This window comes from Gracilimonas qinghaiensis (assembly GCF_046602855.1).
GTDB lineage: Bacteria > Bacteroidota > Rhodothermia > Balneolales > Balneolaceae > Gracilimonas.
The window spans coordinates 1,808,561-1,831,930 of sequence record NZ_JBKINJ010000001.1 but is presented as its reverse complement, the minus strand read 5'-3'; the positions used below and the strand labels follow the sequence as shown (position 1 = coordinate 1,831,930).

At 42.3% G+C, this 23,370-nt stretch carries 20 protein-coding genes and 1 tRNA gene; 14 read left to right on the top strand and 7 right to left on the bottom strand.

The window, feature by feature from the left end:
• Window positions 1-68 precede the first annotated feature (68 nt).
• Window positions 69-1,226: a hypothetical protein gene (locus ACKGJO_RS08120; RefSeq protein WP_411322914.1), complete on the bottom strand. Its 1,158-nt coding sequence runs from the start codon at window positions 1,224-1,226 to the stop codon at window positions 69-71.
• A 312-nt stretch (window positions 1,227-1,538) separates the two neighbouring features.
• On the opposite strand from ACKGJO_RS08120, the gene ACKGJO_RS08115 reads away from it, so the two are divergent.
• Window positions 1,539-3,176 (top strand): M1 family metallopeptidase, encoded by a 1,638-nt coding sequence (locus ACKGJO_RS08115; protein ID WP_411322913.1) that lies wholly within the window; start codon window positions 1,539-1,541, stop codon window positions 3,174-3,176.
• On the opposite strand, the gene ACKGJO_RS08110 is transcribed toward ACKGJO_RS08115, so the two are convergent.
• Both ACKGJO_RS08110 and ACKGJO_RS08105 read right to left on the bottom strand, forming a co-directional pair.
• Window positions 3,165-3,698 (bottom strand): class I SAM-dependent methyltransferase, encoded by a 534-nt coding sequence (locus ACKGJO_RS08110; protein ID WP_411322912.1) that lies wholly within the window; start codon window positions 3,696-3,698, stop codon window positions 3,165-3,167. The genes ACKGJO_RS08115 and ACKGJO_RS08110 overlap by 12 nt on opposite strands.
• A gap of 151 nt (window positions 3,699-3,849) precedes the next feature.
• Window positions 3,850-4,602, bottom strand: a complete 753-nt coding sequence (locus tag ACKGJO_RS08105; protein ID WP_411322911.1) for an MBL fold metallo-hydrolase — start codon at window positions 4,600-4,602, stop codon at window positions 3,850-3,852.
• 181 nt (window positions 4,603-4,783) lie between these two features.
• Between ACKGJO_RS08105 and ACKGJO_RS08100 the strand changes: the two genes are divergently transcribed.
• On the top strand, window positions 4,784-5,668 hold the full coding sequence (locus ACKGJO_RS08100) for a glycine betaine ABC transporter substrate-binding protein (protein WP_411322910.1): 885 nt from the start codon (window positions 4,784-4,786) through the stop codon (window positions 5,666-5,668).
• 81 nt (window positions 5,669-5,749) lie between these two features.
• Here ACKGJO_RS08100 and ACKGJO_RS08095 read toward each other — a convergent pair whose 3' ends face one another.
• Window positions 5,750-6,691: an alpha/beta hydrolase gene (locus ACKGJO_RS08095; RefSeq protein ID WP_411322909.1), complete on the bottom strand. Its 942-nt coding sequence runs from the start codon at window positions 6,689-6,691 to the stop codon at window positions 5,750-5,752.
• On the bottom strand, window positions 6,688-6,882 hold the full coding sequence (locus tag ACKGJO_RS08090) for a YwbE family protein (RefSeq protein WP_411322908.1): 195 nt from the start codon (window positions 6,880-6,882) through the stop codon (window positions 6,688-6,690). The genes ACKGJO_RS08095 and ACKGJO_RS08090 overlap by 4 nt, the downstream gene beginning before the upstream one ends.
• 451 nt (window positions 6,883-7,333) lie before the next feature.
• On the opposite strand from ACKGJO_RS08090, the gene ACKGJO_RS08085 reads away from it, so the two are divergent.
• The 6 genes from ACKGJO_RS08085 to ACKGJO_RS08060 all read left to right on the top strand — a co-directional run bounded on the left by ACKGJO_RS08085 (window position 7,334) and on the right by ACKGJO_RS08060 (window position 14,596).
• Complete coding sequence (locus ACKGJO_RS08085; protein ID WP_411322907.1) at window positions 7,334-8,569, top strand: Nramp family divalent metal transporter; 1,236 nt, start codon at window positions 7,334-7,336, stop codon at window positions 8,567-8,569.
• A gap of 2 nt (window positions 8,570-8,571) precedes the next feature.
• Complete coding sequence (locus tag ACKGJO_RS08080) at window positions 8,572-9,327, top strand: 5-oxoprolinase subunit PxpA (protein WP_411322906.1); 756 nt, start codon at window positions 8,572-8,574, stop codon at window positions 9,325-9,327.
• A complete protein-coding gene (pxpB, locus tag ACKGJO_RS08075) occupies window positions 9,308-10,006 on the top strand; it encodes a 5-oxoprolinase subunit PxpB (RefSeq protein WP_411322905.1) in 699 nt (232 codons plus the stop codon). The genes ACKGJO_RS08080 and pxpB overlap by 20 nt, the downstream gene beginning before the upstream one ends.
• Window positions 10,003-10,941 (top strand): 5-oxoprolinase subunit C family protein, encoded by a 939-nt coding sequence (locus tag ACKGJO_RS08070; protein WP_411322904.1) that lies wholly within the window; start codon window positions 10,003-10,005, stop codon window positions 10,939-10,941. Before pxpB ends, ACKGJO_RS08070 begins: the two co-directional genes overlap by 4 nt.
• A gap of 67 nt (window positions 10,942-11,008) precedes the next feature.
• Window positions 11,009-12,667: a T9SS type A sorting domain-containing protein gene (locus ACKGJO_RS08065; protein ID WP_411322903.1), complete on the top strand. Its 1,659-nt coding sequence runs from the start codon at window positions 11,009-11,011 to the stop codon at window positions 12,665-12,667.
• Between the two features lie 45 nt (window positions 12,668-12,712).
• Window positions 12,713-14,596, top strand: coding sequence for a histidine kinase dimerization/phosphoacceptor domain -containing protein (locus tag ACKGJO_RS08060; RefSeq protein ID WP_411322902.1), 1,884 nt, complete (start codon window positions 12,713-12,715; stop codon window positions 14,594-14,596).
• A 467-nt stretch (window positions 14,597-15,063) separates the two neighbouring features.
• Here ACKGJO_RS08060 and ACKGJO_RS08055 read toward each other — a convergent pair.
• Window positions 15,064-15,147 (bottom strand) — tRNA-Leu (locus tag ACKGJO_RS08055).
• A 65-nt stretch (window positions 15,148-15,212) separates the two neighbouring features.
• Window positions 15,213-16,019 carry a dienelactone hydrolase family protein gene (locus ACKGJO_RS08050; RefSeq protein ID WP_411322901.1) on the bottom strand — a complete coding sequence of 269 codons (807 nt, stop codon included), beginning with the start codon at window positions 16,017-16,019 and terminating at the stop codon, window positions 15,213-15,215.
• Window positions 16,020-16,227: 208 nt separating this feature from the next.
• Between ACKGJO_RS08050 and gatB the strand changes: the two genes are divergently transcribed.
• The 6 genes from gatB to ACKGJO_RS08020 all read left to right on the top strand — a co-directional run bounded on the left by gatB (window position 16,228) and on the right by ACKGJO_RS08020 (window position 23,289).
• Window positions 16,228-17,676 (top strand): Asp-tRNA(Asn)/Glu-tRNA(Gln) amidotransferase subunit GatB, encoded by a 1,449-nt coding sequence (gene gatB / locus ACKGJO_RS08045; protein ID WP_411322900.1) that lies wholly within the window; start codon window positions 16,228-16,230, stop codon window positions 17,674-17,676.
• 21 nt (window positions 17,677-17,697) lie between these two features.
• Window positions 17,698-19,062, top strand: a complete 1,365-nt coding sequence (locus ACKGJO_RS08040; protein WP_411322899.1) for a peroxiredoxin family protein — start codon at window positions 17,698-17,700, stop codon at window positions 19,060-19,062.
• A gap of 19 nt (window positions 19,063-19,081) precedes the next feature.
• Complete coding sequence (gene tpiA / locus ACKGJO_RS08035) at window positions 19,082-19,849, top strand: triose-phosphate isomerase (RefSeq protein ID WP_411322898.1); 768 nt, start codon at window positions 19,082-19,084, stop codon at window positions 19,847-19,849.
• Between the two features lie 3 nt (window positions 19,850-19,852).
• The gene (gene purD / locus ACKGJO_RS08030; RefSeq protein ID WP_411322897.1) at window positions 19,853-21,130 is read left to right on the top strand and encodes a phosphoribosylamine--glycine ligase; all 1,278 of its coding nucleotides are present in this window, start codon (window positions 19,853-19,855) and stop codon (window positions 21,128-21,130) included.
• A 105-nt stretch (window positions 21,131-21,235) separates the two neighbouring features.
• Window positions 21,236-22,237, top strand: a complete 1,002-nt coding sequence (locus ACKGJO_RS08025) for a LuxE/PaaK family acyltransferase (protein WP_411322896.1) — start codon at window positions 21,236-21,238, stop codon at window positions 22,235-22,237.
• Window positions 22,234-23,289: an acyl-CoA reductase gene (locus ACKGJO_RS08020; RefSeq protein WP_411322895.1), complete on the top strand. Its 1,056-nt coding sequence runs from the start codon at window positions 22,234-22,236 to the stop codon at window positions 23,287-23,289. The genes ACKGJO_RS08025 and ACKGJO_RS08020 overlap by 4 nt, the downstream gene beginning before the upstream one ends.
• The last annotated feature ends 81 nt before the right edge of the window (window positions 23,290-23,370 follow it).

Genomic DNA, 23,370 nt, shown 5'->3' with positions numbered 1-23,370 from the left:
AGGCTATTATTTTTTATTTGAAAAGCCTTAAAATAAAAGGTCCGTTTCTTTCACGGACCCTTAAATATTTAGAAGTAGTACCCAATATTTATGTTGAAGCGTGTGTTCCAGCGTGCATCGTTTACACCCTGTCCAAGACCCTGACCAAAGTTTTCAGTTAACCAGGGATGGTTACTTCCGCGGGCTATATCAAAATAGGTGTATACATTTCCGGCAGAAAGTAAGAATCCGATCACATTTTGATGGGCATCATTGTAACCATCAATGTTTTTCTGAAAATACGTGTAGTCATTATAAAAATTCAGATTAGTGATAGGTCCCCAATCAACATCATGGCTGTAACTGAGTCCGGCAGAATACATGCTCATCTCGGTTGCAACAGCATAAGGTGATCCATATGCGCCCATTTGTACAGCATCAATAGATTGCCCGCTGTCATCTATTGCATCCATTCCAAAATTGGTAAATTGCCCTTTGAAATTCCAGTTTCCATAATTGATATCAGTATGGGCAGCAATGGCATAACGGCCACTTGTTTCATCCTGGACTTGATTCCAGATCTGACCAATTTGACCACTTACACCAAGCTGAATGTTACCCTCGGTGATCTCAAAAGTTCTTGTGGTTCGCAGGTTGAGTTGATTCCGTTCATAATTGGTCTGATTCCCGGCCGGTACAATATCATAGGAGTAACGTCCGGAGCCTCCGAATCCAAATGATGCCGATCCGCCTGCAGGTCCTGCAGGTTCCGGCTGAAAGAAATAAGCAGCCATAACGTCCCATTTTTCGGCTGTATGTGTATATTTGATACCCATATCATGATCATCTTCGAGACCTACGTAGTAAGGCCCTTGGAACCACCAATTATGTGAGTTGTACTGAAGGTTGCCAAAAGGTACTTGAGTAACACCGATCTGAATATTATTCTTTTCATCGAAGTCATATCCTAACCAACCCTGTTTCACAAAGTGTGTATTGAATGTTGGGTAGAACCGATACTCAAAATTCAGTTTGACACCATTTTTTTCAGCATTAACGTTTATTCTCCACGTGTCCCATGTAAACTGTCCGTCATTGTTATCTATTGAGCCGTCTTCATAATCGGTCAAAATAACATTATAACGAACAGCACCACCAATGCTTAGCGATGATTCATCATCCTGTGCAAATAAGTATGCAGGAATAAGCATGAATATTGAAGTAATGAAGAGTGTAAGTTTTTTCATTGTAATTCTGTGACTTTGATTGTTACAGTTTATGTTAATTAAACTAGAAAACTCTCCGTGAAAGCAGATGGAGGAGAACACGGTGAAATGCAGCAGTTATTGCACTTTCAGTTATGTGTTTTAAGTAATTCTCTTAAATTTTACTTCGCTTCAAATATAACGAAGTAGTGCAGGCTTAAAAAGTTTATCTTTTATATAAATAATTAACTAAAACAACTTATGCAGATGTTTAGATATATCAATTATATGTCGTTTTGTAATGTTTTTACTATGTTCAGCAACCTAATAAAAATTACCACCATTAAGTTCAAAATGAGCTTAGTTATTCTATTGACTTTGCCGATGTGGTGGGTAGGTGAAGTCTATGGGCAGAATAATTTTAGTCGGCAAGACACGCTGAGGGGCAGCATTACCGAAGAAAGAGCATGGTGGGATCTTAATTATTACCATTTGGAAGTTGAAGTTCAAATTGCAGATAGTGCCATTACCGGAAAAAATCTCATCCAGTATACAGTCCTTGAGCCGGGTAAAACCATGCAAATTGATCTTCAGAAACCGCTTAAGATCACCGGCATTAGTCAAGATGGAGAAAACCTGGATTTTATAAGGGAGGGGAGTGCTTTCTTTGTGAAGCTGAATAAAAGACAGGTAACAGGAGATGTGAATAAGGTAGTGGTAGAATATTTCGGTAGACCGGTGGTGGCTGATAATCCACCCTGGGATGGTGGCTTCACATGGACAACAGACAGTAACGGAAAACCTTTTGTAGCTACCTCAAATCAGGGTATCGGTTCAAGTGTATGGTGGCCAAATAAGGACCATCCCTATGATGAACCTGACAGTATGAGAATTAGCATTACAACACCGGGTGACCTGATGGATGTTTCTAATGGCAGGTTAGAACGGGTGGATGAACACAGAGATGGGACCAAAACCTGGAACTGGTTTGTAAATAATCCCATCAACAATTACGGGGTCAACATCAACATCGGGGATTATGTGCACTTTGGTGAAACCTATGATGGTGAAAATGGTGCCTTGACCCTGGATTATTATGTGCTGCGTGAGAATGAAGAAAAAGCCAGGGAGCAGTTCAAGCAGGTTAAACCCATGATGGAAGCTTTCGAATATTGGTTTGGCCCCTATCCGTTTTATGAGGATGGTTATAAATTGGTGGAAGCGCCTTATCTGGGAATGGAACACCAGAGTTCGGTGACCTACGGCAATGGGTATGAGAATGGATATCGCGGAAGGGATCTGAGTGGCTCGGGATGGGGATTGAAATTTGATTTCATCATTATTCATGAAACCGGCCACGAATGGTTCGCCAATAACATCACTTATGCTGATGTGGCAGATATGTGGGTACATGAAGGCTTTACCAATTATTCCGAAAGCCTGTATCTGGATTATCACTTTGGGACTCAAGCGGCCAATGAATATGTGCAGGGATTAAGGCTTGGGATCTTGAATGACCGACCTTTAATGGGGACACATGGGGTTTATCATCGAGGTTCAGGAGATATGTATAACAAAGGTGGGAACCTGCTTCATACGCTTCGTCAGGTTGCTGATGACGATTCCCTTTGGAGAGCAACACTGCGGGGGTTGAACCGTGAGTTCTATCATAAAACCGTGCACTCAACGCAGGTAGAGGAGTTTATCAGCAACAGTTTTGGAAGGGATCTGTCCAGGGTTTTTGATCAATACCTGCGTGACACACGGATACCAACTTTAGAATATGCATTTCGTAATGGAAGATTCACTTATCGATGGGGTAACGCAGTTAGAGGCTTTGATCTGCCAGTTGATGTTACGCTGAATGGAAAGGAGACAAGGCTTTATCCAACTACATCATGGCAGCGATTAGGGATTGAATCTTTGGATAACAACAACCTGACTGTAGATCCAAACTATTATGTGGGCAGTTTTGATCTTTTAGGCAGATAGTGAAATATGTCGACCATCAATTTCTAAAGAGTTAAAGCTAAATTCATTTTTTATCCATTTAAATGTATATGGGTGATAAAAGAACACATGGGTCTCATCACTCTTGTAATACCAGGCGTGGAAATCTCTGTCTTCGGTATAAACATCCGTTTTGAGGAATAATGCGCCACCGGGTTTCAGCATTTTTCTGAGTCTTTCAAATTCTGTGTAAGGTTCATGGAAGTGTTCGATCACTTCACAACTAACGATGTAATCAAATCTTTGATCAAATACGGTTTTATCATTATCAAAGTAAGGATCGTATGTAATGATATCATATCCTTCGTCTGTTAGCATCTTAGTGATCACCGGACCGGTGCCGGCTCCGAAATCAAGTCCTTTGTGATCTTGGCTAAAATTGGCCAGGATCTTATTGACTAGAGGTGATACAAATTTTTGATAACGGGGGTCCTCTACGTCATTGTTATGGCTCTCATATCTTATGATCTCCTCATCAGTGGTAGGGTAATCTTTTTTGTCCATCAGTACTGCTTTACAATTTGGACAACGAAGATAGTTGCGACTTTCCTTTTCGTAATAGTAAAACGGTTCGAGTTCTGCTGAACAAAGAGTACAATCCATACCTTGTATTTTTTGTTTTGAAGGTATGATTTAATACCAATAGATGTGAAATTTACCGCTCCGGATACCAATTCTTAAGGCGGACATCAATATCCTTACCTTCCCAGTCTACCACTTCTTTGAACCGCTCGATATCCTGACCCCGGTGGTGATATGGATACATCACCTTTGGCTCAAAATCCAGAACTCCACTGGCAGCCTGATATATATCCATTGTATAGGGAAGGTTCATACACACAAAAGCGATGTCAATTTTCTCAAGCTGACGCATTTCAGGAATGTCTTCAGTATCTCCAGATACATAAAGTCTTTGTCCGGCCATTGTGATAACATATCCATTACCCCAGTTTTTAGTATGGCGGGCACCTTCGTTTGGTAGATTATACATTGGAATAGCTTTTATTTTGATGCCATTTTGCGAATAAGTTTCCCCGTTTTTAAGAATGACAACTTGTTCGGAATATTTTTCAGGCATCTGTTCGGCTACAACCTGTGGCACAATGAAGGTTGCATTTTCAGTATTGAGGGCAGCCAGGGTTTCATTGCTCAGATGATCACCATGAGGGTGTGTGATAAGGATCAGTTCTGGCTCTGATTTTCCCTCATAAAGATCGGCCGACCCCCATGGATCCACATAAACATCAACATCATTCCATTCAAAGATCACAGTTCCGTGAAGGATTGGATGCACTTTCAGGTCCCCATTTTCAGTCTCGAAGGTATCAGGATTATTATTGAGCTGGGCAAAGACAGATGAGGCCGTAAGTAAACAGGTAATGATCAGAATAGCAGCAGATCTTAACATAGCATGGTTTTTTAATGAAGTTTGATAAACTAACCGCATCCCTTTTTGAAACATTCGAAGGGATAAAGCAAAACACCGGAATTTACTATAACCATGATAAAGGTTCTTTTACTTTACATTTTCTCTGTTTCCCCTATATTAGAGGTATAATTAATTGTTTTATCACCACAAAGGAGAAAGTATGAGACGTCATTTAGGGAGATATTTTTTAGCTTGTTTAGTTTTACTTACGGGAGTTTTGGGTGCCTGTGGAAACATGGGTGAGGAAGAAGAAAAAAAAGAGATCAGATTAGTTTATGCTGATTGGTCAGAGGGAGTGGCTATGACATATCTGGCTGCGGAAATACTGCAAACGGAGCTGGGATACGAAGTGGAAACTAAGATGACCGATATCGAGTCAGTATTTAGGGAAATCGAAAGTGGAGATTACGATCTTTTTGTAGATGCCTGGTTACCGGAAACTCACAAAACTTACATGAATAATTATGGAGCTGATCTTGAAAATTTGGGCGTAAATGTTGAGACCGTACGAACCGGGTTAATGGTACCCAACTATGTAGAAGCTCAAACGATAGGGGAATTGGACAGTGTAGTAGATCAGATCATAGGTATTGGAAGCGGAGCCGGGGTAATGGAAGCTACTAAGACTGCTATTGAGAGCTATGGTTTGTCTGCAGAGCTTATGGAGGGGAGTGAACAGATGATGACCGATACTTTGAGTAATGCAATAAAAAGAAGAGAGCCTATTGTTGTTACAGGATGGACTCCACATTGGATCATGAATCGGTATGAACTCAGGTTTCTTGATGATCCTGAAAATGTATTTGGTGAGACCGAACAAATATATACCCTGGCCAGAGAGGGTTTTTCAGAAGAGAACTCAAGAGCAGCAACATTTTTTGAGCGATATAAGCTTACAAATGAACAGTTGGGAACCCTAATGGATGAGTTACAAACTTTCCCTAATAATGAACAAAGAGCGGTTCAGAACTGGATCAAAGATAACGAGTTCATTGTTAATCAATGGGTAAAAGAGCTGCATCCAATACGTGAGAAACTCATGTAGCATCTTGGTATTCTTATGGAAAGACAGCTAATCTTTATCGCGGTCTTTGTATAAAAATGTTTTTCAAAGCGTATACTGATATCACTCTGCGGTCTCGTGGTTTGTATTCTCAAGCCACTCAAAGGTTTTGCAGAAAGCCTGATCCCGGACTTCTTTCTGAGATAAAAATACATCATGAATGGCGTTGTCGATGGCTAACAAAGAAACGTCCGGCCCCAATTTTATCCCGTATTTCCGGATATGCTTAACATCCAGCACCATATCAGATCGTTTTAAGATATCTTTCCATTTATCGGGCCTGGATGATCTCTCTGAGTGAAGAATTAGGATAGGTATTTTGATGTATGATTGTTTTCGGAGTTTTTTCTGAGCACGGTTCACAGCATAGATCCACTTAAAATATGCCGGAAAACCATTCATGGGTTTCCAGTCTTTGTTGTAAACCCATTCACCGTGTTTTGACTCTGAAATACTTGCACCGTATAAATGGGAAAAAGGCTTTTTCCGGGCAGCATATGGAAATAAAGCTGATACAGGACCGGCCAGAGGGAGCAAAAAGATCCTTTGAAACAAGCTGATGTTGAAATCCAAAAAAGGTGAGTTTAATACGAGTCGGTCAAATTCATCCTTGTATCTCCCGATGTTGAGATACAGAGAGGCTATGAGCCCACCTGTGGAGTGACCGATCATTATGATCTTCTGATCATCCTTATCCTGAATGATCTCAACTGACCGATTTATCTCCTCAAAATATTCTGTGATCGATCTACAGTAGTTTGGGTGTTGATGAGAAAGCAAAGATCGCCCATATTTTCTGAGATCCAGAGCATAGAAATTGTAACCATTTTCATTGAACTGTTCTGCCACATGGGTCTGAAAAAAGTAATCGTTGAAACCATGCAAATACAGTACAGGTTTGTTACCCGGTTTATTCTTGGGTGAACGAATCAGTGTGGCTATCACACGGCCCTCGTAGTCATCTTCAAGTTCGAGGGTGGTTGTATTGAAATCAGTTATCGTCATACGATCTCTTTCACCCGGCCAATTTGTCCATCTTCAAGTCGTACCTTGATGCCGTGCGGATGAGTAGCACTGTTGGTTAAAATATCCTTGACGGTTCCGTACGTGATCTTTCCGGACCTTTGATCTCTTTTCAGAACGATTCCCACTTTTAGTCCGGATTTTATTTGGTCTCTCTCTGTTCCTTGTGCCATTATTCTCTAATTATAATTTTTATTTATGAATTCCACAGAGGCCCGGATCGAAGTCTTTCAAAGCGTCCAGATCTGTGTCACTCAGCCTTTAAATATACGAACAAGATTTCACGGGTTTATGTTTTAAAACTGATTTATGAGCTCCTTATACCATTTGAATCCTGACATAATATACACGAGTTCTGACGTTTAGGTATCGAAATTCCGCAAAGAACCACCTGCCTTCTCGACTGCTTTCATATTTAAAGTGATAACTTCCGAATTTGACAGAGCTATTTGCCACATGTTTTCTTTTTATCCAGTCATCTCTGATACCAGATCGTGTACTGTTTTTGCGATCAGAGCTATTCGATCAGGATATTCAATGGTAAATTACGCTGTCATCATATTTTTAAAGTTTTTGCAATTAATGTGTTTGGGATTTTAGCTGTTACATACTATATACTCAAGCATGAATAATCCATTAAAAAAATACTTTGGTCCCAGTACCTTAGTGGCAGCAGCATTCATTGGCCCCGGAACTGTAACTGTTTGTACTTTGGCCGGAGTAAGGTCGGGATATATGTTACTCTGGGCATTGGTTTTTTCGATCATTGCCACTATAACGCTACAGGAAATGACAGGTCGTCTGGGTATTGTTACCCGGAAAGGATTCGGGGAGGCGATACGTGAGCAACTTGGGCACCCCTTATTAAGGATCGCCGGTGTTCTGCTGGTGATGAGTGCCATAGTGATCGGGAACATTGCCTATGAGGGAGGAAATATCTCGGGAGCGGTTCTTGGTTGGGAAGAATTCTTTGTAGGATTGGACGTCACGATTAATGGCTTCACACTTAAACTGACATCGGTTCTGATAGGCGCTGTTGCATTTCTGCTGCTGTTTTCAGGAAATTTTAAACGTATTGTGAAGGTAATGACCATTCTGGTTGGCATCATGAGCATTGTTTTTGTGACCACAGCGGTAGTTATCGATCCGGATATAACGGCTATTTTGAAAGGCATGTTCATTCCACAGGCATCAGCCGATGAATTTCTTACGGTCATAGCCCTGATCGGTACCACGGTGGTTCCCTATAATCTGTTTCTGCATGCTTCTACAGTTCAAGAACGATATTCCAGCTTTACACAGCTATCTGACATGCGTATAGAAAATGCGGTGGGGATCGTATTGGGCGGGCTGATCTCTATTTGCGTTGTAATAACGAGTGCAGCAGCTGCAAATGGAAGTTTAGATGAGGTAAAAAGTGCGGCGGACATGGCTCGCCAACTGGAGCCATTACTAGGTAGTTGGGCGAAGACCTTTATGGGTATCGGGTTATTTGCAGCAGGTATTACTTCTGCCGTAACGGCACCGCTTGCAGCCGCCTATGCCACCAAGGGATTATTAGGATGGAAAGGTGATCTGAAGGAAACCAAATTCCGAATCGTTTGGATGGTGGTACTTTTTACTGGAGTAGTATTTTCCGCAGTCAGCTATAATCCTGTAAAGCTCATTGAATTTGCCCAGGTGGCAAATGGAATAACTCTGCCAGTCATAGCGATCTTCCTGCTTTACATTATGAATAAACCTCTGCTTTTGGGAAGCAATCGTAATAATTTGCATCAGAATGTTTTGGGAGTATTTGTGATTCTGGTAGCATTACTTGTAGGTTTCAGAAGCTTGAATTCCGTACTAAATATATTGTGATCATGATTACGAAGTTAGATATCAATTGCGACCTTGGTGAATTCTACGGAATGTATAACGAGGAGAGAGATGCGGCCATCATGCCATACATAAGCAGCTGTAATATTGCCTGTGGGTTTCATTCGGGTGATCCGATTGCTATATCGAAGACCATTCAACTGGCACAGAAGCATGATGTAGCCATTGGAGCCCATCCGTCGTATCCGGATCTGCAGGGCTTTGGACGCAGAGTGATGAATCTGACCGTGGAAGAACTGAAAGCCTGCGTGCTATACCAAATATCTGCTCTTAAGGGTATGACGGAAGCCCTCGGGTCTGAAATGCATCATGTAAAACCCCATGGGGCACTGTATAATTTTGCAACCAAGGATGAAGAAACGGCTGTTGGTGTTGTAAAAGCAGTGGTTCAGCTAAAAAATGATATGATCTTATATGCCCCTGAAGGTTCAGTACTTAAAGAAGTAGCTGAGGACGCAGGGCTTATTGTAAAGAATGAGGTATTTGCAGATCGCAGCTATGAGGATGACCTTTCGCTTAGATCCAGAAAATTAGATGGCGCGGTTCTGATAGATACGGAGTTGGTTATAAATCAGCTTAAAGGTTTTCTTGAAGGAACTGTAACTACCCATGAAGGACTTGAACTGCCTATCTCTGCCGACACTCTATGCCTGCATAGCGATACCGAAGGCGCCGCCAAACTAGCTAAAGATATTCACGATTTCTTGACAGATCATGGTATTGAGATCACTGCAAATTGATAAAATCGATTGGAACCTGAGTACTTTAGGGGAAAATGCGCTTGTATTGGAACCTGCAGTCGATGGCACTGAGCTTTCAGTGATTCACAAAGTTTGCAGTCTTATAGAAAAAAATGGTTTGAATCGTCTTACGGACGTTATTCCTACCTATGGAAGCATAGGTTTACTTTTTGATGAACCGGTATACGATACAAAGCCATTCATTGATCAGCTGAGTGGGATCTTTGAGAACCCCGGAGATCATAAAGTTAGTCACAAGAAGATCCACGTTCCGGTTTGTTATGAAATTGGTCTGGACTGGGATGACCTTGAAGCCCATACCGGCTTAAAAAGGGAGGGCATCATTCAGCTCCATTCGGAACAACATTATACGGTTGCTATGATGGGTTTTATTCCCGGATTTCTTTACCTGCATGGATTAGATCAAAGAATAAGCTGTCCCCGAAAGAATGAACCGCGAACCAGAGTGCCCGAGGGGGCCGTTGGGATTGGTGGAGATCAAACGGGTGTTTATTCACTTGAAAGTCCTGGTGGCTGGCAGATCTTAGGCCGAACACCTCTCAGTTTCTTCAACAGCGATAACGATCCGCCGGTTATGGTTGATCTGGGAGATACGGTTATTTTTGAACCGATAAGTGAACAAGAATTTAAAAGGTTGAAAATGGATTTGAATTCATGATCACCGCTTTTGAAGTCATTGATCCGGGATTACTAACGACGGTTCAGGATATACCGGGGAGAAAAGGATTACGGAAAATAGGCGTGCCGCTCAGTGGTACAATGGATACGCACTGCGCTGAACTGGCTAACTGGTTGGTTGGGAATGATGTTGAAAGTCCACTGCTGGAAATAACATTTGGGAAATGTGAATTTGAGTTCTCCAAAGAGGTGGCAATTGGGGTCACAGGCGGTGTAGCCAAAATCATGGTCGGTGACCGATTGGTTCAACAAAATGAAACTGTGAAAGTTGCTGAGGGAGAGCGCCTTAAAATTGGCAGCGTAGTCAGGGGAGCACGGATATATCTGGCCGTTGCAGGTGAGTTGAAGATAAAAAAATATTGTGGCAGTTATTCGACGTATCGGGATGCAGGATTAGGGGGATTTAAAGGAAGGGAACTCAAAAGCGGGGATCAGATAGAAGCGGATATTACTGATGTTCAGCATACTGAAAAGAGAGTTCCTGAAAAATTAATCCCACACTTTAGTAAGCATCAACAGATCAGGGTAATAGTCGGCCCTGAGTGGCATTGGCTTAGCAAAGAAAAGCAAAGGTTTATACTCGAAAACAGATTCGGTCTCTCAAGTTCAAGCAATCGAATGGGCATCCGTTTGCAAAGCAAAAAGGCGTTGAATATTGCAGAATCAAATTTTAGCTCCGCACCGGTGGTGCCGGGAATTGTGCAATTACCACCCGATGGGCAGCCAGTTATTCTAATGAACGATGCACAATCAGTAGGAGGGTATCCGCGTATTTTAAAGGTAGCAGATGCCGACCTCTGGAGATTAGGACAAGTGTGGCAGGGAAACGAAATAAGTTTTAGTTTAATTGACAGGAGAGATGCCCTTGAGTTGTTAGTATATTACAGAAAATTGAGGGAATCACACTTAACATAATTTTTACTCAAAATGATTATCCCGTATCCTGTTCTTGCAGGTGGCAGGATATTTTATCTTTTACATTATGCAAAGAGCTATATTTATATTTTTGATGAATCTAATGCTGATCCTACTGGCTTTTATGCCTGCTCAGGCTCAAAATAATATTCCGACCACTGATCCCGGTGTTCTTGCCAGACTTGCTCCTGAGCAGGAGCAGATCTGTACGTTTGAGCCAACCTATCGTGATGTTTTTTATTATAAAGGGGTCGAGGAATTTCGTGAAAAAGGAGATTACCGCGCAAAGACGGCTTCAATTCAGGTTGATTATGTGGGCGGGTGGACTCAGGAGGCCCGCAATGCCTTTGAGTATGCAATGACTATCTGGGAGTCACACATTGATTCTGAGATACCGATCAAAATTGAAGCCAATTGGAAAGACCTCGGAGACAGGGTCCTTGGCAGCGCAGGACCGACACTCGTGTATCCAATCAATGGTGATTGGTATCCTATAGCACAAGCGAGCGCCATGGAAGGCGTAGACCTGCTAGCTGGAAATCCTTATGATGTAGAGTATGATATCCGGGTGAATATGAACTCCTCTTACGGCTCATGGCACTATGAAACAGATGCCAATCCTCCGGGAGGGTTCATAGATTTTGTAACTGTAGTTCTCCATGAGATAGGGCACGGACTGGGTTTTACAGGTTCTATGAAAGGCGACTCGGATGCACAGGAAGCCTCTTGGGGGCAGGGTGACCCAATACGCCCTTATATATATGATACTTTTATTGAAGATGGATTCAGTCAATCTGTGATTAATACAGATATTTATCCCAATCCATCTACTTCCCTTTATAATGCTGTAACAGGTAACAGTGGAGGTTTATTCTTTATCGGTGATCAGGCTAATGGAGCCTATGAGAATCTGCCGGTGCCAATCTATGCCCCCCCCTCTTGGAATGGTGGCTCAAGTTACTCACATGTCGACCTGACTACTTTCGAAAAAACTGATGATGCCCTGATGCGTCCTCAGATCGATAACGCCTTTGCCATTCACTCACCGGGCCCTGTGATGTGTGGGATCTTTGCAGATATGGGTTGGCCACTTGGTGGTGGTTGTTTTGCATTGTTGGGTGCTACCTCAATTGTTGAGGTGGACGATTCTGAGGTCGATTTTGGTGTGACCAACGTCAACAACCGGCTTGATACCACTATCGTGATCAGTAACAACATAAATTCAGAAAATACGCTCGTGGGAAGGGTTGAATTATCTTCCGGAACCAGTGTCTATTCTTTGGATAACAGCAAAGGCTCAATATTTCTTAATGTTGAACCTGGTGAAAGTCAGGAGATCCTGGTTACATATCGGCCTCAGCTCCCTGGTAATAATTCAGGTGAGATCCGCATTACTCATAATGGAGTAAACACTTCTAGTCCTATTCTTATCCCTTTGAACGGCGATGCATTAGAAGAGAATAGGACCGTTGAACTGCAAAACAACTACCCAAATCCATTCAATCCCTCAACGAATATTCCGTATAAGCTACCTCAAGATTCCTATGTAAAACTCGAGATCTTTGACATGCTTGGAAAACTGGTTGAAACCGTTGTTGATGGTGAACAAAGCCGGGGACGGTATGTGCAGCGTGTACAGGCCGGTGATTGGTCAAGCGGTGTTTATATTTATCGTATAATAGTAGAAGGAAGAGTTGAAACGGGTAAATTAATGTTGGTAAAATAGATTGCATAGTGCTATTGTAGAGCATCACCAATTGGCAAGTATGCTTTGGCACTTTCAGATCTAAAATACAGATTACTTCTCTCAATAATGGTTGGTGCGCTGTTCAGTGCAGGCGTTATACTTTTGTGGTATACAAACGAGCAGGAACAGCGTAATTCCCGTGCAAAGACCGTTCAGGACACCGGCCAGCTGATAAAGCAGCAATTTCAGAACAGAGTACTGGAATCTGTCAAAACCTTGCAAAATCTAAAAAGCAGGATCGAAGTCACAGATGGCGGATATTTTGATTACTGGGAATTTGATGCATCACTGACAATAGAACAGGATCCTGCTTTTCTACTGGTAGAGTGGATAGACAGTGATATGGTGGTCCGTAGGATAGAACCGGTAAAAGGAAATGAAAATGCTATTGGACTGGATATTTCTGAACTGGATTACCGTCGCTCGGACTGGGAGTCTGCAAGAGATGATTCAGTGATAAACCTTACCCACTGGCTGAAGTTGGTTCAGGGACCCAATGCTTTTCTGGTTGATGCACCTGTCTACTATGAGGATGAGTTCAAAGGGAGTATTACAGCGGCGCTTAATTTCAAGGAGCGTTTTGATACGATTATGCAGGGTTTGGATCAGTATTATGTGAAGCTTCAGGACGAATTTGGAAAGATATTCTACGAGTTTGATCGTCAACAGCAATATTCTGAGAATGGATCCTTTCAGAGTACTATCGATTTTGATCCAGCTCAGATCAAGACCGGTAACTGGTCTATAACAGTGATATCCAGCCATTCATCGGCGAGTAATAATGCGCAGAGTGGTCTGATCATGAATTTAATACTCGGGTTGATCCTTAGCCTTGTAGCCGGATTTTTGATGTTTTATGTGCTCACCGCTAATGAAGCACGTATCAATGCAAAATCCGCAAATCAAAAGATCAGGGCACTGATCGAGAATTCTCCAATGGCTATTTATTCTATTAATCGAAACGGAGTTATTACTGACTTTTGGAATGAGGCTGCCGAGAAATTATTGGGTTGGAAAAAAGAGGAGGTTTTAGGCCGGTTCCTGCCTCACATATCTAAAGAGACCAAGGCGGAGTTCGATAAATTAATGGAGCAGCGGGAGGTTGAAGGAAACATTAAGAACAAAGAAGTTGTGAGGACTCGTAAGGATGGAAAAAAGATGTATCTGCGATTGAATGTTGGACAAATGGTTACCGATTCGGATAATGAAAAGCAGATGCTGGTTACTCTTGAAGATATTACTCGCGAAAAAGAATATCAGCAAAGACTAGAAAATTCCCTGAATGAGAAAGAAGTGTTGTTATCCGAGGTTCACCACAGGGTCAAAAATAATCTTGCGATCATAACTGGACTTATAGAGCTTCAGAAAGCTGGTATTCGAGACAAAGGCTTGAATGAAATTCTTAAAGAAACTCAGAATAGAATACATTCTATTGCTTCCGTCCACGAATTGTTATACAACTCCGATAGTTTTACAGAGGTGTCATTTGAGGAATACGGGGAAAAGCTGATAGGACGTATCAGGGATATGTTCACTTCCTCGGATCAGAAAGTACAGATCATTCACCAATTTGATACTAAAGAGGTTAATATAAATCAGGCAATACCGCTAGGATTGCTGTTAAACGAGCTTATCACGAATTCGTTCAAGCATGCTTTTGTCGGTAGAGAAGAAGGAATCATCCATATTAATGTGACTGAAAAAGATGGAGTAGTCGAAGTGAAATATAAGGATGATGGGGTAGGATTTGATGCCCCAAAATTCGAAGAATCAAATACACTTGGTGTAACGCTGATCAAAACATTGATAGGACAGTTAGATGCTGAATTTGAAATTGATGCTATTGACAAATTTCAACTAAAGCTCCGGTTTCGAAAAAATGAAAAGGGAGCTCATTCGGGTTTGTGATCTACAGCATGTTTTTTCTTAATTAGATGGATTTAAAAAAATTACTGTAGGGGTCTTCATTACATTCAAAAGAACTTATCGATTATAGGGTAAGGGGTAAGATTCCATTATTTTAAAGTAAAGATGTTTATTGCTTAGTATCTGATTTTGAAAGAAAACCCGAGTAGTGTAACAAGTGAACCGTTTTGATCAAGCTACCCAAACTGATGTGGAAATGGCTTTGTTACTGTGGGTTTTCTTTTATTGGTAATGCCATATTCCTGTTATCTTTTATGAATATGGTCTGAAACAATAAATATTATGAATGATCCTAAGGAATCGGAGTAGAAAATGAGGAGTGTTGGTATGATCAGGAAGGTCACTATTTATGTTGTGCCTTACAGAGGATGGTCAGATCGAGGTGTAGTTGCTTTATTTTAGCTAAAACAAAATAACCCTGTAAAAACAGTGCTTTACAGGGCTAATTGTACCCGAGAGAGGACTTGAACCTCCACGCCCGTGAGGGCATACGCACCTGAAGCGCACGCGTCTACCAATTCCGCCACTCGGGCATTGAAATTATAATTTCAAACTTAAGAAGATTTTAGAGCTAAATCATCATTTAAATTGAGATCTCTCAAAGATTTTCCAGCAGTTTAACCAGTCGCTCCCATGAGGCATTTCGCGCCTTTACATTTGGGTCATCTGATGCGGCACTAGGATCATCACCGCGGCGCATATAGGCATGTCCGGCGCCTTCATAGATCTCGTACTGGAAAGTTTTGTCGTACTTATCCATAGCTTCTTTGGAGTCTTCGATCGTGGAATTCACTCTCTCATCGTTCCCACCGTAGAAGCCATATACCGGAACCTGAATAGAACTATAGGCTTCAGCTTTATCCGGACCGGTACCGTAAAAGACGAAGGCGGCGTCTATCATGTCTCCGGCATTGGTAGCAAAGCGAAATGACTGTGATCCACCCCAGCAAAAGCCTGTTACCGCAATTTGTCCGTTTCCGGCTGAAATGCTTTTAGCATACTCAAGTACATTCATGAGGTCGGTCGTCACGTGATCGGGATCAAGGTCATAAATAGCCTGCCGGGCTGCATCTGAGTTGGTGAAGTCACTTGTTTTTTCAATGCCATCCACGGTGTTGGAAATGAGATCAGGGGCTATGGCAATAAACCCTTTTTCAGCCAGCTGATCAGTGAAACTTCTTGCCCAGGCATTTAAGCCTCTATTTTCATGGATCACAATAACGACAGGAGCCGGTTCTGATGATTCAGGATAAGCCACAAAATTGTGCAGTGTTCTGTCATTAGACTCGATGGTTACCCACTCATTATGACGGGGTGAGTTTTCAAGCTGATTGATAGCATAGCTTTGAGAGAACGCTGAGGTAACAGAAAATAGCAATAAGATAAAGGTGGCTAAATATTTCATAAGATAGAATTAGTGTGGAAAGTTAATTTTAAAAACCCATAAACTGACACAATCATTTCTTTACAGGCTTTATCCAATAGCGAACGGCATGGGGGATCAATTTTTCTCAGTTATTTTAAACGGGTCATTTAGCTTAAGAAACATTCCAAACTGTCACACAACTTTAATATCTTCCATGATCAGTAAATCTTGACCGAAACAGTTCTGAATGAGTACGATTGATCACGAAAAATATGAGGCTGTGATTGGCCTTGAAGTTCATGCACAACTTCTTACCGAAAGCAAGGCTTTTGCACCTGTAAGACCTGAATATGGGGCAGCACCTAACACGCAGGTTACACCCCTTTGTCTGGGTCACCCCGGCACGCTTCCTGTGGTGAATGAAAACCTGGTTCGGTATATCATTAAAATGGGATTGGCTACCAAATGTGATGTAGCTGAAAAGTCAATTTTTGCCCGAAAAAACTATTTCTACCCGGATCTTCCTAAGGGATATCAGATCTCACAGTTCGATACACCGATCTGCTTCGGTGGATTTGTTGATATTCAGCTGGAGGATTATGACAAACGAATCGGTATAACCCGTATTCATATGGAAGAGGATGCGGGTAAATCCATACACGATCAGGATCCGTACAATACACTAGTGGATCTGAACCGTGCAGGCACACCACTTATTGAGATCGTTTCGGAACCGGACTTGCGAACGCCACAAGAGGCTTATGCTTATTTATCCAAGATCAAACAAATCGTTCAATATCTTGAGATATGTGATGGTAATATGGAAGAGGGAAGCTTGCGATGCGATGCAAACGTGTCTGTACGTCCGCGCGGGCGAGAGAAATTTGGTACACGAACTGAGCTGAAGAACATGAACTCATTTCGAAATGTGGAGCGAGCCATTCACTATGAGATCTACCGTCAGATAGAGTTGATAGAGGATGGTGGTGAAGTTGTGCAACAGACCCGACTGTGGGATACTTCAAAAATGCAGAGCCGGCCGATGCGCTCAAAAGAAGAGGCTCACGATTACCGCTACTTTCCTGAGCCGGATCTTCCTCCGATCAGGGTAACTGAAAAAATGCTGAATGATATCAGGGAAGAATTACCGGAACTTGCGGATGTACGCCGTAAACGGTTTATTGATGATTACGATATGAGTATTGATGATGCAGTCACTATTACAGACAGCAGATATCTGGCAGATTATTATGAAGACGTTGTAGAATTTTTGGGTAATCCGAAATCAGCATCTAATATTGTTCTCAGTGAAGTGTTAAGGGTATTAAACGAAAGGAGCATTGATATACGGGAATTTCCAGTATCAGCCGAAAGAGTATCGAAGCTGGTAATGTTAAAAGAGGACGATAAGATAAACTCTTCGGCTATGCAGGATATTTTCAATGAAATGCTGATTAAGGATAATGACCCGGAAGAATTGGCAAAAGAGATGAATCTAATTCAGGTTTCTGATTCTGGATTTCTCGAGCCTATCGTAGATGAAATTATCGAAAACAACCCGGATGAAGTACAGCGCTTTAAGGAAGGAAAAAAACAACTAATCGGATTTTTTATTGGACAGGCTATGAAAGCCTCACAAGGTAAAGCAAATCCGAAATTGGTTAAAGATCTAATCACTAAAAAGCTAAACGACTGATAACTCGGTCTTTCTACTCTTATGAAAAAAATTACGCTATTAGCTGCATTAACTCTATTGCTACTAACTGTTGCGTGTTCAAACAGATCTGAGGTTAAAAAAACTTTGGTTACAGGTACCATTACGGTTGCTGATTCTATCGACAGCAGCGGAGATTTCTCAGGAATCGGTGTGACCATCGTAAAAAGAGATTCCTCTAATGCTCCCATCGATACTTTGTTCCATACACTAACAGATCAATCCGGCGCATTTGAAGGAGAAGTGAGTTTCCCAAACCGGAACTATTATCCAATGATCATTAGCCGGAATAATAATGACCTGGCATCTTTTCGTGTGATATTGGCTGAAAATGATACCTTAAGGGTGAACGCTCAACTACCCAATATCCGTGAAACTCTGACTCTTGATTCTAACGAGCATGAAGCAATGCAAACACTGAACCGAGTGGATCGTAGTTTCCAAAGGGTCGGGGCTTTTATCATGAGCGGAGCCGTACCTGATTCTCAGATCCTTGACGAAACCAAGAAATGGTCTGAGTTATATTGGCAGGTCTATGAGGCTCACGAAAATACTATGGCCTCTTACCTGGCAGCCGAAAAATCTGCGGAGTTGCTGGGCAATTGGGATTCTGATGCTATGATGGCACGAATCGATGAAGTGTTACCGGCGGATTATATGTTTTCTGTTGCCTTGCAGTTAGGCAAACCCTACATCGCACAAAGTGAAGGATTTGATGAGGCTTCCGATTACCTCGATTCACTTATCAGGATCTCAGAAAATGAGGAAGTGACGGAATTTATAGTTAGAGATAAAATTCAGATGTATTTTGACAGCTCACGGATAAAAGAAGCCAAAGATCTTTTGGACAATTATGAGCAGGATTATTCTGATAGTCCATCCTCTAAAAAATGGATAAGGCGTATTCGTTATGACCTTAACTATCTGGCTCCCGGTGTTACAGCTCCCGATTTTTCTTTTGTCACAATGGAAGGGGATACCGTAAGCAACGAAAAGCTTAAGGGCAGCACATACATTATTGAGATCACACCTCTTGCAAATTTTGAATATCAGAACGACTACGACCGAACAATGGTCATAAGTGAGATCTACAAGAATTACGGACTAAACATATTTACGATTCCATTGGATCAGAGTGAAGTAACGGTCAATGCCTTTTTTGATGAACGACGCAAGGCCTGGCCGGTTGCAAAACTTGGTTCATTTGATGTTCAGGACGTTATACAGAAATTCAATGTGGTTCAGGTTCCTACCCGAATTCTTATCGATAAGGATGGCGTCGTGATCCGGAAATATGAGAGAAATGAATTTTCCGAGGTCATCCAGGGATTGAACCGCACATTCAATGATTCTAACTCACCTAGTTAATTATAAAACAACTCACATCATGCGAAGATTACTTATAGCCGGTAACTGGAAAATGAATTGCGGTCCATATGATGCCGCTGAATTATTGGAAGGTCTTATAGAGAAAAAGTCAGAGATCGATGAAAATGTGGATGTTTTAGTTTGTCCTCCTTTCGTTTCCATCGGTATGGCTGTAAAATACCTGTACGACACTGACATCCAGGTAGGAGCCCAGAATCTGCACTTTGAAGAGAACGGAGCTTATACCGGAGAGATCAGCGGAAGCATGCTGGCAGAAAGTGGCTGCAATTATGTGATCGTTGGTCATTCAGAGCGCCGTCAGTACTTCGGAGAAACCGATAAAACCGTTAACAAACGTGTTCATAAAGCATTAGAGCATAAGCTGGCACCGATCGTTTGTGTTGGTGAAAGCCTGGAACAGCGCAAATCTGATAAGCATTTTGGGCTTGTTAAAAACCAGATCACAGCAGCCCTTCATGAGGTTTCTGAAAAAGATATATTAGATGTTGTGATCGCTTATGAACCGATCTGGGCGATAGGTACAGGTGAAACAGCCTCTCCTGAACAAGCGCAGGAAATGCACGAGCACATTCGTTCTGTACTTACTGAACTTTATGATGAGGATAGCGCAGAGCAGATCAACATTCTGTATGGTGGAAGCATGAAGCCTGGAAATGCCAATGAGCTGTTAGGTCAGAAAGATGTCGATGGCGGATTGATCGGCGGTGCGTCTCTGGATGCCGAAAGTTTTTCAGAGATCATAACTATAGCTGAAGACTTGGCCTGAGTTATGAAACACACTGTACTCCTGATCGGCAGTGGTGGACGTGAGCATGCATTGGCCCGCGCCATATCTGAATCTCCTCAATTGGACAAATTATACGTGGCTCCGGGAAATCCGGGTACCGCAAAAACCGGAGAAAATGTTACTCTAGATGTCTCTGACCTGGATTTGGTGTGGGAATTTATTCAGAAAAAAGAAATTGATATCACCGTGGTTGGTCCCGAGCAACCCCTTGTGGATGGCATGGCCAATTTCCTGCAAGCCAAAGGCCACGCTGTATTTGGTCCCAAACTGCAGGCAGCTATGCTTGAGGGAAGTAAGGAATTTGCCAAGGAATTCATGGAGCGGCACAATATCCCGACTGCTGGATATCGTGTATTCGATCAGGAAAATTTTGACGAGGCTGCTGAATACATCAAAGAACAGGGAAAATATCCTGTGGTTCTAAAAGCAGACGGACTGGCCGGAGGTAAAGGGGTATTCATTCCCGAAACAGAAGAAGACGCCCTTGCCGTGTTGGATGAACTCAAACACAGCGACTCCCTTAAAAAAGCCGCCAGTAGATTAGTGATAGAGGAGTTCATGGTGGGTGAGGAAGCTTCCGTTTTCGCTATTTCTGACGGGACATCATGGAAGGTGATCGGTAATGCTCAGGATCACAAACGTATTGGTGAGGGAGATACGGGGCTGAATACCGGGGGAATGGGAGCCTATTCGCCGGCGCCTGTCGTAACTGATGAGATTCTCAAACGCGTTGAGAATGAGATCATCGAGCCCACCATCTCCGGAATGAAAGAAGAAGGTAATCCCTACTCGGGTATTCTTTACTGCGGATTGATGATAACGGATGCAGGCCCTAAGGTAGTGGAATACAACTGCCGTTTTGGGGATCCCGAATGCCAAGTGATACTTCCACGAATGCAGTCTGATCTGCTCGAGATCATTGTAGCCACTACGGAAGGGAGATTAGGAGAGACCGACATTCAGTTTGATGATGATGTGAGATGTTGCGTAGTGCTTGCCTCAGGTGGCTATCCTGAGTCCTACGAAAAAGGAAAGGAGATCACCGGACTCGATGAGGTTAAAAATGCCATTGTCTTTCATGCCGGAACCAAGGAAGAGAGTGACAAGCTTTACACCAACGGAGGACGAGTACTGAACATCGTTGGCTCGGGCGCAGATCTCGAAACAGCTATCAAGAATACCTATTTTGATGTGGAAAAAATTCATTTTGATAAAGTATATTATCGCTCCGATATCGGTGCTAAGGGGTTGAAATACTGAATTTTAAACTCAAATGTAGAATGGCAGGCAAAAATCTTAATAAATTCGAATTATTTTTAAATTTAGTGTTCTTTGTTCGATATACAAGCTCCTAAAGCTAGCAAAATGTTTTCCCCTGATGACTTAATTGGCGAAGATAGGAGCTTTGAAGAAAAAGCCATGCAGGTTTTTAAATTTCAAAGCCAAAACAATCCGGTCTACAAACGCTTCTGCCAAGCCCTGAATATCAAAAAACCAACAGGCATATCTGACATCCCATTACTGCCAATTCAAGGATTCAAAGATACAGAAGTAATAACAACCCCGAACAACTCAAAACTCAACACTCAAAACTCAACACTATCTTTCCAAAGCAGTGGAACATCGGGCATGGATCGAAGCAGGCACTTTGTATCAGTTCCCGAGATCTACCGCCAATCCATCATTCAGGGAATGCAGCAATTCTATAATCTGGATGAATATGTGATCTGGGCCTACACACCTGGCTACAACTCCAATCCAAATTCTTCTTTGATCTGGATGTTGAATACGTTGATCGAAAGAGAAGAGTCCGGACTGAGTAAGTTCCTGGAGCTGGGGAAACCTTTGGAGGATTTAGAAATCAAGGAAATACAAGCAGCAGATAAGAAACTGATGCTCTTTGGGGCCGCGTTTGGATTGATGGATATCATCGAAAAATATCCGGTTCAGTTGCATGACGACACAGTCATACTTGAGACTGGTGGTATGAAAACTCACCGCAGGGAAATCAACAAGGAGCAATTGCACAAACAATTGGCTGAAGGATTTGGCCTCCCTATATCCCAGATCCATTCCGAGTATGGGATGACAGAGTTACTCTCACAAGCTTATGCTCAGGGCAGTTTGTGGTTCCAATGTGTGCCTTGGATGAAAGTAAGTATCCGCAATCCCAGAGACCCTATGAATGAAATGCCGGTAGGTGAAGAAGGGCTGATCGGGGTTATAGATCTTGCGAATCTCTATTCATGCTCGTTTATTTTGACCGGTGATAAAGGGATTCAAAGCAAAGCCGGAGTATTTCAAGTGCTTGGTCGTTGGAATCCGCAGAATTTAAGAGGCTGTAACTTTTTGATTGAACAGGATTGAGCTGGGAGAAAGTACATATCGACCAAATTATAGCGGCTACGAAAAACTGGCTTGATCCACAGGACATATACCTGCAGAAAGCCGTAGAAAAAACCGTTTCAGAGGTTTTATTCAGTGAAGAGGATATTCTCCATCAGCTGGCGGTACTGCGGAATGGTGTAGCTAACGGAGAAATTCCAGAGTGGATTAAACGATCTGGTTTAAGTGATCAAAAAAATGCCAAAGGAAATAAGCTGCTCTGTCTGCATGCCGGTAATTTGCCATTAGTGGGATTTCAAACTGCTATTGGTGTAGTCCTTTCCGGCGCCGATTATTATGGTAAGCTCTCTCGCAAAGATCCTTATCTGCTGGCTTCATTCCTGGATGAGATCCAACGAACAGTAACAGATCAGGAAGTTCACTATTCCACTGATCTTATGTCATTCAAAGACCTGAAAGCAGATAAAGTCGTATTTGCCGGATCCGAACAGTCGGTTCCCGATGTAAAAAACGAGATCCAGAAACTGAAAGCAGCCAAGACCGATGCGAACTATATCATCCGAACGGCCAAGTTTTCGATCGCTTATCTGAGTGAGTGGAGTGAAGAGATAAAAGCAGACTTAGTTGAAGCCATACTTAGGTATGGAGGAAAAGGATGCCGCTCGGTGGCGGTGGTGGTAGTGCCTCTTGGTTTGGATGAAGTAAAAGAGGAACTGAAACAGGCGATCAATTTCTACTGGAAACAAAACCCACAGCACCAAAAGCCGACTCCCAATCTCAAGTATCAGTATGCATATAACGAGGGGATTCAACGGAATCAGCTTTGGTTGAAGGATTTCCTAATTCAGGAATCCGAGGATCTGCCGGAAACAGATTTTACGGTGAATTGGGTGAAGGGAGATGTGAGTAAAGTCAGGGACCTGAGGATCATGTTTGGGCAAAAAGTACAGACGGTCTATACCTGTGGGGAGGACATTGTGGGAATGGATACTGAACCATTGAGATCGGCTCAAAGTCCCCGGCTATACTGGAAGCCGGATGGCGTGGATGTGATAGAGGCTGTAATTGAGTAGGCTTTAACAACCACAAAAAACCGATAAAACCGTTTTGCAATCTGATATTAATTTTCCCAAGGATAAATCCGTTGGTTATGG